Annotated in this window: 13 protein-coding genes; 12 read left to right on the top strand and 1 reads right to left on the bottom strand. The window is 30.5% G+C overall.

The genetic code is table 11. From position 1 onward, the window contains the following. Window positions 1-10: 10 nt before the first annotated feature. The 7 genes from AC1EU5_RS13790 (at window position 11) to AC1EU5_RS13760 (ending at window position 7,746) form a co-directional block, all read left to right on the top strand. A complete protein-coding gene (locus AC1EU5_RS13790) occupies window positions 11-1,987 on the top strand; it encodes an amidohydrolase family protein (RefSeq protein WP_480192991.1) in 1,977 nt (658 codons plus the stop codon). Window positions 1,988-2,184: 197 nt separating this feature from the next. Beyond that, on the top strand, window positions 2,185-2,601 hold the full coding sequence (locus tag AC1EU5_RS13785) for an SRPBCC family protein (protein WP_480192990.1): 417 nt from the start codon (window positions 2,185-2,187) through the stop codon (window positions 2,599-2,601). Window positions 2,602-2,642: 41 nt separating this feature from the next. Beyond that, complete coding sequence (locus AC1EU5_RS13780; RefSeq protein WP_480192989.1) at window positions 2,643-3,074, top strand: SRPBCC family protein; 432 nt, start codon at window positions 2,643-2,645, stop codon at window positions 3,072-3,074. 133 nt (window positions 3,075-3,207) lie between these two features. Further along, the gene (locus tag AC1EU5_RS13775) at window positions 3,208-3,933 is read left to right on the top strand and encodes a tetratricopeptide repeat protein (RefSeq protein WP_480192988.1); all 726 of its coding nucleotides are present in this window, start codon (window positions 3,208-3,210) and stop codon (window positions 3,931-3,933) included. A gap of 9 nt (window positions 3,934-3,942) precedes the next feature. After that, on the top strand, window positions 3,943-6,039 hold the full coding sequence (locus AC1EU5_RS13770) for a TonB-dependent receptor (RefSeq protein ID WP_480192987.1): 2,097 nt from the start codon (window positions 3,943-3,945) through the stop codon (window positions 6,037-6,039). Beyond that, window positions 6,036-7,058, top strand: a complete 1,023-nt coding sequence (locus tag AC1EU5_RS13765; RefSeq protein WP_480192986.1) for a sensor histidine kinase — start codon at window positions 6,036-6,038, stop codon at window positions 7,056-7,058. The genes AC1EU5_RS13770 and AC1EU5_RS13765 overlap by 4 nt, the downstream gene beginning before the upstream one ends. Beyond that, window positions 7,048-7,746, top strand: a complete 699-nt coding sequence (locus AC1EU5_RS13760; RefSeq protein WP_480192985.1) for a LytR/AlgR family response regulator transcription factor — start codon at window positions 7,048-7,050, stop codon at window positions 7,744-7,746. Before AC1EU5_RS13765 ends, AC1EU5_RS13760 begins: the two co-directional genes overlap by 11 nt. Before the next feature lie 10 nt (window positions 7,747-7,756). On the opposite strand, the gene AC1EU5_RS13755 is transcribed toward AC1EU5_RS13760, so the two are convergent. Then, window positions 7,757-8,293, bottom strand: coding sequence for a hypothetical protein (locus AC1EU5_RS13755; RefSeq protein ID WP_480192984.1), 537 nt, complete (start codon window positions 8,291-8,293; stop codon window positions 7,757-7,759). 172 nt (window positions 8,294-8,465) lie between these two features. On the opposite strand from AC1EU5_RS13755, the gene AC1EU5_RS13750 reads away from it, so the two are divergent. The 5 genes from AC1EU5_RS13750 (at window position 8,466) to AC1EU5_RS13730 (ending at window position 13,712) form a co-directional block, all read left to right on the top strand. Beyond that, complete coding sequence (locus AC1EU5_RS13750) at window positions 8,466-9,560, top strand: helix-turn-helix domain-containing protein (protein ID WP_480192983.1); 1,095 nt, start codon at window positions 8,466-8,468, stop codon at window positions 9,558-9,560. Between the two features lie 87 nt (window positions 9,561-9,647). Then, window positions 9,648-10,211, top strand: a complete 564-nt coding sequence (locus AC1EU5_RS13745; protein ID WP_480192982.1) for a hypothetical protein — start codon at window positions 9,648-9,650, stop codon at window positions 10,209-10,211. Window positions 10,212-10,382: 171 nt separating this feature from the next. After that, the gene (locus AC1EU5_RS13740; RefSeq protein WP_480192981.1) at window positions 10,383-11,825 is read left to right on the top strand and encodes an ankyrin repeat domain-containing protein; all 1,443 of its coding nucleotides are present in this window, start codon (window positions 10,383-10,385) and stop codon (window positions 11,823-11,825) included. Window positions 11,826-11,860: 35 nt separating this feature from the next. After that, the gene (locus AC1EU5_RS13735; protein WP_480192980.1) at window positions 11,861-12,985 is read left to right on the top strand and encodes a glycoside hydrolase family 26 protein; all 1,125 of its coding nucleotides are present in this window, start codon (window positions 11,861-11,863) and stop codon (window positions 12,983-12,985) included. A 346-nt stretch (window positions 12,986-13,331) separates the two neighbouring features. Then, window positions 13,332-13,712, top strand: coding sequence for a nuclear transport factor 2-like protein (locus tag AC1EU5_RS13730; RefSeq protein WP_480192979.1), 381 nt, complete (start codon window positions 13,332-13,334; stop codon window positions 13,710-13,712). The last annotated feature ends 45 nt before the right edge of the window (window positions 13,713-13,757 follow it).

The raw sequence follows: 13,757 nt of genomic DNA, 5'->3' as shown, positions 1-13,757 counted from the left end.
TTTAATCTCTATGTTTAAAAATCCTTTAATATTTATCTCTATTCTAATACACTTTTGCAATGTTTCTCTTTCGCAAGAAAAAATAGCAATTGTGGATGTCAACATTATTCCTATGACATCAGAAATTGTTTTAGAAAATCAAACCATTTTAATTTCAGAAGGTATAATTAATGTTATTGGTAATATCAAAGAAGTACAAATTCCAAAAAACTATAAAGTTATAAATGGAAAAGGAAAGTATATTCTACCAGGACTTATAAATATGTACACTCATGTTAACGAAAGTAATTTATTACTCTATTTAGCTAATGGACAAACTACAGTTAGAGATATTCCTAGTCATATAAATGTACTTGGTTTGCGTGAACAAATTAAGAATAAGGAAATTATAGGTCCTCGAATTTTAAGTTATGGCTTACGAGCTACTGGGGCACCAGCACCATATCATAGCCAACAACCTATTTTCACGGCTGAACAAGGCAAAGAACAAGTCCGAGAAGCAAAGCGTTTAGGTTATGATGGAATGTATATATATGCAACTTGTTCGCCAGAAACATATGAAGCAATTTTAGATGAAGCTGAAAAAATAAAACTACCTATAAGCGGTCATTTTCCAATATTTATTAATGAAGATAAAGTCTTACAAAGTAAACAACCAGAATATACCAATCTAACTGGTCTAACTAGAGGAGGTAAATTACTGGTAGATAGAAGTAAACTGATAAATGAGTTAAAGAAAAACAACAAAGCCATAACGCCATCACTCGCTGTACATAGAAACTGGTCTTTATCTCACAAAAAAGATAGTATATACAACTCATCTAATATGGAATATATTCCGCCAAAATTAAGAGTTAATTGGAAGCCTGATATAAAAAATAATATAGAAAAATCGACTTACCCTTATGAGAATGTTGCAAGTTTTATTAAAAAGTTGAGTGATAATAATATTCAATTGTTTATAGGTAGTGATGGTGGATACCCATTAGTTGTCCCAGGTTTTGCTTACCTAGATGAAATGGAACTATTTGTAAAAGCAGGAATAACAAACTATAAAACATTAAAATATGCTACGGTTGATGCTGCAAAATTTTTAAATCTAGACAATGTTGGGACTATTGAAGTTGGAAAAAATGCTGAACTAATTCTGTGCGATTCTAACCCTTTAAATGAAATCAATACCATAGGTAATATAAAGGCTGTTATGTCCAATAATAAATGGTTAGATGAAAAATTTCTTAATGATGAACTATCAAAATTAAAAGAAAACAATAGAAAAAGGACAAATCGATTTAACAATTGGGAAGACTATTTAAAGGTTAATGATAAAACGGAAGAATTTAACTACTCTTTTTTTACTGATGATGTTGAAGTTGGAGAACAAAAATTATTAATAGATTCATTAGAAAACAGAACTATCATTATTAGATCCGTAATGATTGCTGATTCCCCAGACTATAGAGAAACATACAGTTATCATCGCATCAAAAGTAGAAGAATAGATTCATTGTCAATAATTAATAAAGGTGGTGAAGGTATATCAAATATAGCACTTTATAGGAAACAAGATTCAGTATACATCTCTGGATACAGTCCTTTTCACGGAAATTTCAATTATACAAAATTCTCACCGCCTAAGACGCAACTTTGGAGCCCATTCATTTCAAGGTATTTTGAATTGGATAACATTGTAAACTATCACCTTGCTCAATCTTTAAATGAAAGACTAAAGCCTAATGAAGCAACAATATTTAAAGCAATTCAAATAGAATTAAATTCTGAAGAATATGGTGAAAACTATATTGTTGACGAACCTCAGGTGACACTCTTTAAAACAAGTGAACGAGAATTTCAAATAATTTACCCTGGGTTTTCTGGATTTTCTAATAGAACAAGTCTACCATTCAATGTTAGTGTTAAAATAAATAGTGAAAAAATAATCGATAAAATTTCATACGATAATCATACGATAATTAAAAAAGGATAAATATAAAATGAGTCGATGAAACATTTGAGTAACAATTACAAACACACAGAACCCAGTATAGGTTTTGATATCACTTAAAATGAGATAGCTAGAGTGTTTCGTAGTAAGCAGTATCAATACACCTGCCTGTATTATATTTAATGAACTATAACAGACATTCTAAAAAAATTAAAACGAAACTTAAAAAAGCAAATTATATGGCAGATTCAAAACATGAAATTTCAATCAACTCAAACCCTGAAAAAGTATTTAAGGCTATTTCAACAGAAAGTGGTTTAGAAAGTTGGTGGACATCAGACGTTCAAAAAAATCACAATACTTATGTGTTTGGATTTAACAATCATACTTTTCTTTTAACTATGAAAATAATTAAAGAAATTCCGAATGAGTATGTTGAATGGGTTTGTATTGATGGGCTTGAAGAATGGATAAACACCAGATTAATTTTTAAAATTTTAGAAAATGATGAAAAGATATCTTTAGTAAAGTTCACTCACACAGATTGGAAACAAACCGATGGTTGGTTTGCAAAATGCAATACCGATTGGGGGCATTTAATGTATTATCTAAAGGACTACATAGAAGGACGAAATAATGTTGCATTTATGAAGTAATGACCAATAAATATTTTACAATTAAAATTATTCTTTAAAACATGGTAGATGTTCAGACGCAAATTGTTATAAATAAACCTATTAACGAAGTTGCAAGTTATGCTTCTAACCCTGATAATGCACCTGAATGGTACGTAAATATAAAATCTGTTGAGTGGAAAACCCATAGGCCTTTAGGTGTAGGGACGCAAATAGCATTTAAGGCCAAGTTTCTTGGAAGGGAGTTATCATATATCTATGAAGTTATTGAATTGAGTAAAACCATCATGATCATGAAAACTTTAGATGGTCCTTTTCCAATGGAAACTACCTACAGCTGGATGAAAGTTTCGGACCAGCAAACTGAAATGACATTACGAAATGTAGGAAAGCCAACTGGTTTTTCAATATTATTTGCTCCTTTTATGAGAATAGCAGTGCATAGAGCCAACAATAAAGATTTAAAGAAATTAAAGTTGCTATTAGAAGCCTAAATTAATAATTAAAAAGGGATCATTTAGTTTCGATCAATATTGAACTACCATTTAGCGACTTACATATACCATTAAGCTATTAAGTTTTTAATAATGCCTCATTATTATTCTTTTTGAGCTTATATATTAAATCATGAAAAACTTTGCATTATTATTTATCTTATTACTATCTCTAAATTTTGGATACTCTCAAAACGATATTGAGAAAGAAATTATTGAGGCTTATGGAAAATCAATTGAAACTAAAACCGATAAATTTATTCCTATAATTAATACTTTAGAGAAAAGGTTTATAAAAACTAAAGACCCGATTTATGACTATTGGATTGCCTTTGCAATGTATCGGCAATCTATTTTGGTTATGAACAATGGTGATAATCGACAAGCATTAAAGATTTTACAAAAAGGAATCGATCGATTAAAAAAATCGACCTACCGAAGTTCTGAAATTTTAGCATTGCAAGGATCTATGCTAAGTTTTTCAATTAAATTTCAAACAGATATAGCAGCTATTTTAAGTGCCGAAGCCGATGCTCTATACGACAAGGCAATACAGAAAAACCCGAATAACTTACGCGCATATTTAGGCATTGGTAGAAGTGATTACTATACACCCGTTCAATATGGAGGTGGTTTTAAAGTAGAGTCATATTTAAAACAAGCCTTAAGCAAACCAGATAAAAGTTATAATCATACATTAGCTCCTACTACTGGTCGAAATCAAGTTTACTATTTTTTGGCCAGTTACTATGATCGCGAAAATCGTACCGATGAGGCCAAATTATTCTGTACAAAAGGACTAAAGCTATTTCCGGATGATTTGCAACTAAATAAATTGAAAAAAGATCTGGGCCTATAACGAATTGTTATGAAACCACTAAGTTTTCTTTTCTTCTTTTATATTTCTATCAATTGTTTTTCTCAAATTACTATTAGTGGTGCTGTCAATAATGAAAAAGGTAAGGCAATTTCATTTGCAAACGTTTATTTAAAACCCACATTTGAGGGTTCAACAACTGATGAATTTGGCAAATTCTCATTTGTAACTAACGCTAAAGGTCAATTGACTTTGGTGATTAGTATTGTTGGATATCAAACTATAGAAAAGTTAATTGATGTTAAAACCGAAGATCTTAATTTCAATTTTGTTTTAAGAAGTGGTAATAGTTTATCTGAAGTAGTTATTTCTGCTGGAACTTTCGAAGCAAGTGATAGGAAACGCGCTAGTATTTTAAAGCCCTTAGATATTGTTACAAACCCGGGCGCTAGTGGAGACGTTTATGGTGCTTTACAAACCTTACCCGGAGTCACACCTATAGGTAATGAAACAGGCTTGTTCGTTAGAGGTGGAGAAGCAAGAGAAACAAGAACAATTATAGATGGAGTTTTGGTAGCAAGGCCTTTTTTTAGTGAGGTCCCGGATATTCCTGCTAGAGGACGTTTCGATCCATTTCTATTTAAAGGTACCCTGTTCAGTACAGGTGGTTATTCTGCCGAATATGGACAAGCCTTGTCTTCAGTACTCATATTAAACACCAATGACTTTCCAAGCAATGACAACTATAGTTTGGGTTTAAATATGGCTGGAATTAATGGTACTTATGTAAAAACGTGGAAAGATAAAACTGCTTTCCTAGGAAGTATTGGTCACACAAACTTGTCTACTCTATTTTCTGTTGTACCACAAAACAGAAATTGGATTACAGCTCCAAATGGAATCTCAGGTTCTTTTGGATTTAGAAAAAAGACTGAAAATTTAGGCATTTTTAAATCTTACTTACAATATCGACAAGGAAATATCACATTAGGTTTTCAGTCATTTGACACAAATTCAGAGAACATTTTTGAAAATAAGAATAAAAACTTATTCTGGAATAGTTCTTATAGTGGATACATATTTGAAGATTGGAAATTATTCGCTTTGGGCTCAATAAGCTATGATAATAACAAAGATATTTTTAATGATGATTTAGAAGTTGAAGATGATTTACTACTTCAAGGGCGAATAACTCTGAACAAAAAATTAGGTCAATTTAAATTACGAGTTGGAAATGAATGGCAGTATAGTAAAAATGAGTATAAGGAGTCACAATTTCGAACATTATTAAATAACAATTTTTTAGCAATGTATGCAGAATCTGATATTAATTTCGGTAAAAATGTTGGGCTAAGGTTTGGTTTAAGAGCTGAATACGCAAACATTCTGAACAAATATAATATTGTCCCAAGGGTTTCTTTTGGATATAAAGTTGGTGGTAATTCGAATGTTTCTTTAGCGTACGGGCAATTTTACCAGACCCCCAGTAACGTCTACTTGAGAAGAAATAGCAATCTCAATTATGAGAATTCCACTCACGTTATTGCCAATTATCAGTGGAAACCTAAGCAACAATTATTAAGAATTGAAGCGTATTACAAAAAATACAAGAATTTAATAAAAGAGGAACCCAATTTACTTCTTAATAATGAGGGTAATGGATTCTCACGGGGAATAGATGTATTTTGGAAAGATGAAAAAACCATATCAAATTTAAGTTATTGGATATCATATTCCCTGTTAGATTCAAAGCGATATTATCAAGATTTTCCGATTAAAACAACCCCATCTTTCGTGTCTTTACATACTTTAAATTTAGTTGCAAATTATAAGATAACAAAACTTTTAAGGCTGGGAGTGGCTTATGCTTTTTCAAGCGGAAGGCCCTATTACAATCCAAACAATGATGTATTCTTAGGAGATAAAACTATAGATTATCATAATTTAAATTTTAATGCAAGTTATCTAACTACAATATTTAAGAATTTTACCGTAATTTATTTTTCCTTAAAAAACCCGTTTCAATTTAATCAAGTCTTCGGGTATCGTTATTCTGAAGATGGTACTCAGCGGAGTTCAATTATTCCTACAACAAACTGGAGCTTATTTGCTGGAGTATCTATATCAATTAAAAAAAATAAAAAATGATTTATAAAGAATTCTTAAGACATTCCATTTTTTGGATTTTATTCCTGATACTATGGAGTGCTCATGACTTAGTATATCATCCATATTTCTTATCAAACTTAATGACAAATTTTTACACCTTTATTCCTTATACGATTCTTGTTTATTTCAATTTATACGTTCTAGTACCAAAATATCTTTTAAGAAAACAATTAGCTCTTTTCATTATTTTTTGTGGAATTAGTGTTTCTATAACTACTATAATTTCTTCATATAGCCTTCACTTCTATTTTTCTGAACTATATATTAATCAACCTACTGCTGAATTCTTCCTTGGCTCCCAAGGAAAAATAACCATATTAACCGAAATTTTAGTGTTAGTTGGTTTCTCGATGACCTTGCATTTACTTCGAGAATGGTATACAAAAGAAGCATACACCAAAGAGATTGAACAAAAACAATTAGAAATAGAGCTTCAATTACTTAAAAACCAAATAAATCCTCATTTTTTGTTCAATACTCTTAATAGTATTTACATAATGCTTGGTAGGAACTTAAAAGACGGAAAAGAAATGCTACTACAATTTTCAAATATTTTAAGTCATCAACTGTATGAGGCAAGAAAAGAAATGATACCAATTAGTAAAGAAATTGAAAGTTTAAATGACTATATAAATATTGAGAAAGTGAGGCATAATGACATTCTTACCCTTTCCGTAAACATTACTAACAATAACAATGATATAGAAATTCCACCAATGCTTCTATTACCTTTGGTTGAAAATGCTTTTAAGCATGGACAAAATAGTAAAGGCTATATTATTGATGTTTTATTGAACGTCGATAAAGAAAATAAACTAAACTTTAATGTTAGCAACAATTATGACATAAAAGCGACTACGCAAAATTCTAATGGAATTGGATTAGAAAATATTAAACGGAGACTAGAATTAATCTATCCCAAAAAACATCATTTAAATATAAATAGAGAAAATGGTGTTTATAAGGTAACCTTAAAATTAGATTTAAATGAAAATTGAATGCATTGTTGTTGATGATGAGCTTTTAGCTAGAGAAGGTATTGAAGAATTTATTGAAAAAACACCATTTCTTAACAATTTAAGATCTTTTAGTAATGCTTCCGATGCTCTTATGTATTTAAAAAATCATTCTGTGGATATTCTTTTTGTGGATATCGAAATGCCTGAAAAAACGGGGATTGAATTAGTTAAGAAAATCACTAATCCACCACTAATAATTTTCACTACAGCTTATCGAGAATATGCTTTAGACGGATTTGAATTAAATGCAGTTGATTATTTATTAAAGCCTATTTCATACAAGCGCTTTTTAAAGGCTGTAGATAAGGTATTAGCTTTAAACACAAACACTTCTAAAGGCAAAAATCACATTTTTGTTAAATGTGATGGAATAATAAATAAAATAGTTCTTGACGATATTTTATTTATCGAAACTTCGAAGGATTATATTTTAATACATACAGTACATAAAAAATATCTGGTTTTAGTTTCTTTGCGATATATTGAAACTGAGTTACCAAAAACTAAATTTATGCGCGTTCATCGTTTTTATTTAGTTAGTTTACAATATGTTGATAAGATAGAAGGGAACTTAATACATATTAAGAAGCATAAGATTAAAATAAGCAGACGTCTTAAAAGTGAAGTTTACCAGCGTATTATTGGCAATCGATTGATTGAAAGATAGGATAAATTATTTATTCTTCAATAGTTGATCTATGAACATTAAACGGAGAAAACGGAGCTTCAACCCATTTACCCTCAGTTAAGAAATGTAATTCCCATTTAAATGAATTGTCACCAATAATTGTCCAAGTATCTTTCCCCGTTACCACTTTTCCTTGAAGGTCATATAATGTCCAATTTCTGGTAAAGCTTTTATCATCCTTTATCTCAATAGTGCCATGAATTATAAATCCGGGCTTGTTATGGCTTGATAATTCAATTTCTTTCTTCGCAATATTATAACCAATTGTTTCCTCAGTATAAGGCAATAATTGTAAACCATTAAACCCTTGAATAACAGTGCGCTTAATAAATTTACCACCTAAAATTGGTTTTACAGTATGAACAGAGTACATAATTGGTTTACCACCTGGGCCTTGAGCCATTGCCGTCCAAGTACCTAGGAAATAGTCTAGTGGTGCGATATGAGAATCTAACTTTGAATCACTTTGTCCAAATGTAACTTGTGCAAACAATATGATAATTAAGGATAATGATTTTCTGTTCATGAAGCTTTAATTTAAAAACTTAAACTTATTAATTAACAGAATAGGTTAAGTACCATCCTTTAGGATGTGTCAAATTATAAAACCACTTGCGATTATTATTTAACATTAATTAAATTTTAAATTGATAATTGTATTTGATTATTCTTTATAAATTACTTCATAAAATAAACACATGGAATTAGATTTTTGGCATGTAATATTTCTATTCACCTTCTTACAGGCCGTTGTCTTATTTGTTTCATTTTTTACTCAAAGAAAAGGAAGCTTTACAAATAAAATTTTTGGAGTTTTACTTTTAGTTATTTCATTAATATTAGCTGAGTCTCTTATTAGACATACCGGATATTATCAAAAACTTCCTCATTTTTTAGGACTTTCATTTGTCTTGTACTATTTAATAGGTCCTCTTTATTTTTTATATTTTTTTATAACCATATCAAAGTCTAAGTGGAATTGGAAATACTTACTATTATTTCTTCCTTTTATAATAGTAATTATAGTTAGATCTAAATTTTATCTCAATTCAGGAGAAAATAAAATTCGCTTATTCCAAATGATATTTATTGAAGGTAAAATGGGAATTTCGAGACTCGGTTTAATCATTGAAGTATTGTTTAATATTTGTTGTATAGTACTCACAATTATTTTTATCAAGAAAAGACAGGTAAAGACAAAATCTACTATTAATTATACTTGGGTGAAAATGCTTAGTTATGGCTTTGTTGCATTCTGGATTATCTATTTAGTTAGTACATTAATGATGAGTTACAAAGGGGTATATTCTATAATATTTGGTTACATTCAGAATATTGGTCTTGCCGCAATAATTTTTATTATATCGTATTATTTAATTAATAAATCTGAAGCTTTTAATTTTTATAATTTAAATAAAAGAAAATATAATAAATCTATACTTGAACCTGAAGAGAAACTAAAGTATGCAAAAGAGATACTAATGTATTTGAAAGAGAAAAAACCTTTTTTTGATAATGAGTTTAATCTAAGTAATTTTTCTCATAAGATAGGTATTTCTAGCAATAAAATTTCTCAGACTTTAAATGAGGAATTAAAAGTTAGTTTTCATGATTTAATTAATGAAATGAGGGTTGGAGAAATGAAGAAAAGATTGATAGATCCACAATATTTAAATCTGACGATTCAAGCAATAGCCTTTGATGTTGGTTTTAGAAGTAAAACATCCATGATTAGAAATTTTAAAAAGTTTACAAATATGACTCCCTCTGAGTTTAAAAAGAAATTTAACTAATACTTATATTCGGTTCTTTCCAATAGGATGGTACTTACTCCAAAAAATGGTAGTTTATTTTTAGTGCTTAATCTTAAAAGCACAATTATGAATCGATTAATATGTACCACTTTCTTAGTACTGATTGCTTTTCAAAACCCAATCAATGCCCAGAATGAACATTCTGAAAAACTAAAGCCAATAGCATTTCAGATTGGTAAATGGCTGGCCGCAGATATTCAAAAGTCAAAAGATGGTAGAAAATTGCAATTTGGATATGAACTGCAATGGTTTGACCATAAAAGAACGATTGCAAAAATGACAATCACAGGTATATTTGATGATGGTGAAGTTCGTACTTTTTGGGAGGGTTTTAAAAGTTGGAATGCAGAAGAGAACAGAATTGTCTATTCTGGTTTTAGTAAAGATGGTAGAATGGCACAAGGACATATTGAAATTGAAAGCAGCGAAGTTTTAAAAACTATTTATAGTGGCAATGGTCCAGGTGGGCAAAAAGTATTTATTGAAGATACTGCAACTATAAAAGATAATAATCATTACACAACCGTTACGAGAATACGTATGGATGGTCAAACTGAGTGGCAAACCGTTAATACCGATCGCTGGGTAAAAGTTGATAAACAAAAGTTTGATGATAGTTTGGAATTTTAACTTACCTGTTAAAGACGAGTCTAAATGCATTAAATAACTACCTATACACATACCCGCTACTTTAGTTCACATAAAATAAAATTAAGTATTTAGTTTAATGTTTAATTTTATTTTATGCGAGCTTCATCAATTTAATATTGCTCATACTTTTAAGTCTACAAAAAAAATCTTATGAATAATAGAAGAAACTTTGTTAAAAAGATAGTTGTTGGCGGCACAGCTATAGCTATTAGCCCAATCATTTTAGCTAATTGTAAAAATAAAATAAATGGCTCTCTAGTAGAAAATGAAGAATTTCTACAGGCTTGTTCTAGTGGTGATATTTCTAAAGTAAAAGAACTTTTATCTAAGGATAAGTTCTTGCTATCTAGCAGTGATGAAATAGGCAGAACTGGATTTGTGTTAGCTCTACTGGGCGGTCATAAAAATATTGGTGAGTATTTGAAACAAAATGGCTACAAACCAGATCTTCATGAAGCTATTTTGAGTTTAGACTGGGATAAATATGATAAATTAATTGGAGAAGAATCAGAATCAACAGTAAACGAGATTAATAAACACCATCCAATGGGTGGAAACGCCATGTGGGCGGCCGCTGCAGGTGGTGCAGGAAAGGACATGTGGCGAATTTATGCCAAATGTGGAAATCCTAATTACAACATAAAAAATAAAACTGGAACAACAGCAATACAAAAAGCATTAAGATATCCTAATCTCGCGATTGCTGAATTAACTGCGGCAGCGCTTTTATCTAATAATACTAATCCAAACCCAGAATTAAATTCAGATTTACCTCCTTTACACATTGCTGCAGAACGTGGAAGTTACGAAATGGTTGAAATGCTGATTCGTTTGGGAGCAGAAATTGATAAAAAAGATAGTAATGGGCAAACCGCGTTGGCATTAGCAGAAAAAGAAGGGTATAAGCAAATTTATGATTTAATAAATAAAAATGAAAAAATTCCTAGGACTATTCATTCTTCAAGATTAGCATATAACAGAGATGGTAAGGGATATTTGGTTCCTGAAGATTTTAATAATATACCTTTATTTCTAAGACGAAGGTTTGTTGGTAAAGCACACGGGGATTTCAATTATATAAAAAAACATTTAGAATCCAACCCGTTGTTAGTGCATAGTGTTGCAACGACTAGTGAAATCTGCGTAGAAGCTTGTGCTCACATCGGAAATAAGAAAATCGTTGAATATTTAATCGAAAACGGGGCACCCTATTCGTTACCCACAGCTGTTATGCTAAATGATTTTACTACGGTAAAAAAACTGCTTGATGAAGACCCTAATAGGATAAACGAACGAGGTGCTCATGATTTTGGGCTTTTATGGTATCCAATTATAGGTCAATGTGGTATAGATATGACACAATTGCTTATTGAGAGAGGTGCCAATGTTGAAGAACAACATTTTCTTGGAACGACGGCTTTACATTGGGCCTGCTTAAGAGATCAGGAAAAGCAAGTAGAAATTCTCGTAGAATATGGTGCTGACGTTAATAGACTTGGAAGAAAATTTTCTAATAAAGGAGAAACGCCGCTTCAATCTAGTGAAAACAAAAAAATTATACAATACTTAAAAAGTAAAGGAGCAAAAGCATAAACTTTTTATAGTTATACCCTAAACAATATTAAAATATGTTCAATTCAAATAACATCGTTAAACGACGAGATATTCTAATAATACTTATATCATTCGGTATTACTTCATGTGCAAGTTTAAAAGAAGATAAATCTGAAAAACAAAATCTAATTATTGATGAAATGGTCTCTTTGATAAAACCCAAAGTTGACAGTCAGTTTGTTTATGAGTACGATAGAACAAAATTTGTTCCTCCAGATGGAACAACATTATTAATTCAAGGGCAAACTAAAGAAGGTATCAATGAGTATCGCGATTATTTTCAATACAAGGAATATCCTGGAGCTTGGTCAGCGTATTGGGCCGTAACCCAGTTTACAGGTGTTACAGAAGATTTTACGAACATTACGGGTAGTACTCAAAATCATCAATTTTTAGTGGACCGTTATGATGGCATGGCGTTGCATAGTGCAATGTGGATGGTGGGCAGATGGGATGTTGCAAAAAAAACATACAATGGTTTGTATGATAACGTAATAAAAAAATATTGTGACTGGGTAAAAACGGTAGAGAGGCCTGTTTACCTTAGAATTGGTTATGAGTTCGATGGGCCTCATAATATCTTAGAACCAACAGATTATGTCAAGGCCTACAAATATATTGTAGACATAATGAGGGAAGAAGGTGTGACTAATGTGGCTTACATTTGGCATTCCTATGCATCTAAACCCTATAAAAATTATCCTGTTACAGATTGGTATCCAGGAGATGACTATGTTGATTGGGTAGCCATTTCTGTCTTTTTTCAACCTTATGAAGATATTTTTAATCATAGAGAAACTAACGATGTTTTAAATTTTGCTAAAAACCATAAAAAACCAGTAATGATTGCAGAAGCAAATCCTGTTTTAGGAATTTCAAAAAAGGATACAAAAGTATGGGATGAGTGGTTTGTAGATTTCTTCTCATTTTGTTATAACAAGAATATCAAAGCAATTGCTTTTATAAATGAAGATTGGCAAAGATTAACAATCGATGGCATTGAAGATTGGAAGGACGCCCGTTTATACAATAATGATTTAATAGTAAAGGCATGGTTAAAGGAAACCAGTAGGAATCGTTATTTAAAACAGTCACCAAAACTATTTGAGCAATTAGGATATCAATTAGATAAAAAGTAATTATTTTAATACTTACCGAGAATTTATGATATAATTAATTGGCGGTGCTTCTAGAACAGGTACTATTAGTACAAAAAAGGTGCCTTATTTGTCTTTAGATTGGTTCATTATGGGATTTACAGACGGAGTGCCAGAATTTGGAATATATGATAAACAAATGTCGGATGAGATAGCTAAAAGGTTATGGAATTTTTTAAAAGCTATATAATTGAAAATATGATTTAAACATAGTAAACAAATTAAAAACTCATGTGAAGAAGAATATCGATTAGATTATTCTGATACTTCAAATAATTTCATGAACGTAATTGAGTATGTCCATAAATATATGTCAACATAAAATATTATGAAAGCTAATAACCATAAAATCGGAACATTATACTTAAAGCATTTCTCAGATAAAAATTGGGAAGGAGCTATAGAATTATTAGCAACTAATTTTCATTTTAAGGGATCATTAGATGAATTCTTTTCCGCAGAGGATGCAATTAATACATTCAAAAAAATGGAATCAATTTTGTTGGGGATTGATATAAAATCATCTGCATCTACTGACAATGAGGCAATGTTTATTTATCTATTTAAGTGTAAGCCGCCTATAGGTAATATACCAACAGCAGAATACATGACTTTTAAAAATGGTAAAATATTATCAAGTAGAATTTTCTATGACCCAAGGCCTTTTGCCGCGATAATGGAGCTATCTGAAGTTAAACGCACTATTTAAATTCAAGCTATCATATTTTTTAAATCAAACCTTAAATAGAGCAGT

The sequence above is a fragment of the Maritimimonas sp. 2405UD52-3 genome, assembly GCF_056591715.1.
This window is presented reverse-complemented; position numbering and strand designations above follow the sequence as displayed.

What these genes read in the sequence shown, in the direction of transcription:
- AC1EU5_RS13790 (WP_480192991.1), top strand. Translation starts at nt 11, where the DNA reads ATGTTTAAAAATCCTTTAATATTTATCTCTATTCTAATACACTTTTGC.
- AC1EU5_RS13785 (WP_480192990.1), top strand. Translation starts at nt 2,185, where the DNA reads ATGGCAGATTCAAAACATGAAATTTCAATCAACTCAAACCCTGAAAAA.
- AC1EU5_RS13780 (WP_480192989.1), top strand. Translation starts at nt 2,643, where the DNA reads ATGGTAGATGTTCAGACGCAAATTGTTATAAATAAACCTATTAACGAA.
- AC1EU5_RS13775 (WP_480192988.1), top strand. Translation starts at nt 3,208, where the DNA reads ATGAAAAACTTTGCATTATTATTTATCTTATTACTATCTCTAAATTTT.
- AC1EU5_RS13770 (WP_480192987.1), top strand. Translation starts at nt 3,943, where the DNA reads ATGAAACCACTAAGTTTTCTTTTCTTCTTTTATATTTCTATCAATTGT.
- AC1EU5_RS13765 (WP_480192986.1), top strand. Translation starts at nt 6,036, where the DNA reads ATGATTTATAAAGAATTCTTAAGACATTCCATTTTTTGGATTTTATTC.
- AC1EU5_RS13760 (WP_480192985.1), top strand. Translation starts at nt 7,048, where the DNA reads ATGAAAATTGAATGCATTGTTGTTGATGATGAGCTTTTAGCTAGAGAA.
- AC1EU5_RS13755 (WP_480192984.1), bottom strand. Translation starts at nt 8,293, where the DNA reads ATGAACAGAAAATCATTATCCTTAATTATCATATTGTTTGCACAAGTT.
- AC1EU5_RS13750 (WP_480192983.1), top strand. Translation starts at nt 8,466, where the DNA reads ATGGAATTAGATTTTTGGCATGTAATATTTCTATTCACCTTCTTACAG.
- AC1EU5_RS13745 (WP_480192982.1), top strand. Translation starts at nt 9,648, where the DNA reads ATGAATCGATTAATATGTACCACTTTCTTAGTACTGATTGCTTTTCAA.
- AC1EU5_RS13740 (WP_480192981.1), top strand. Translation starts at nt 10,383, where the DNA reads ATGAATAATAGAAGAAACTTTGTTAAAAAGATAGTTGTTGGCGGCACA.
- AC1EU5_RS13735 (WP_480192980.1), top strand. Translation starts at nt 11,861, where the DNA reads ATGTTCAATTCAAATAACATCGTTAAACGACGAGATATTCTAATAATA.
- AC1EU5_RS13730 (WP_480192979.1), top strand. Translation starts at nt 13,332, where the DNA reads ATGAAAGCTAATAACCATAAAATCGGAACATTATACTTAAAGCATTTC.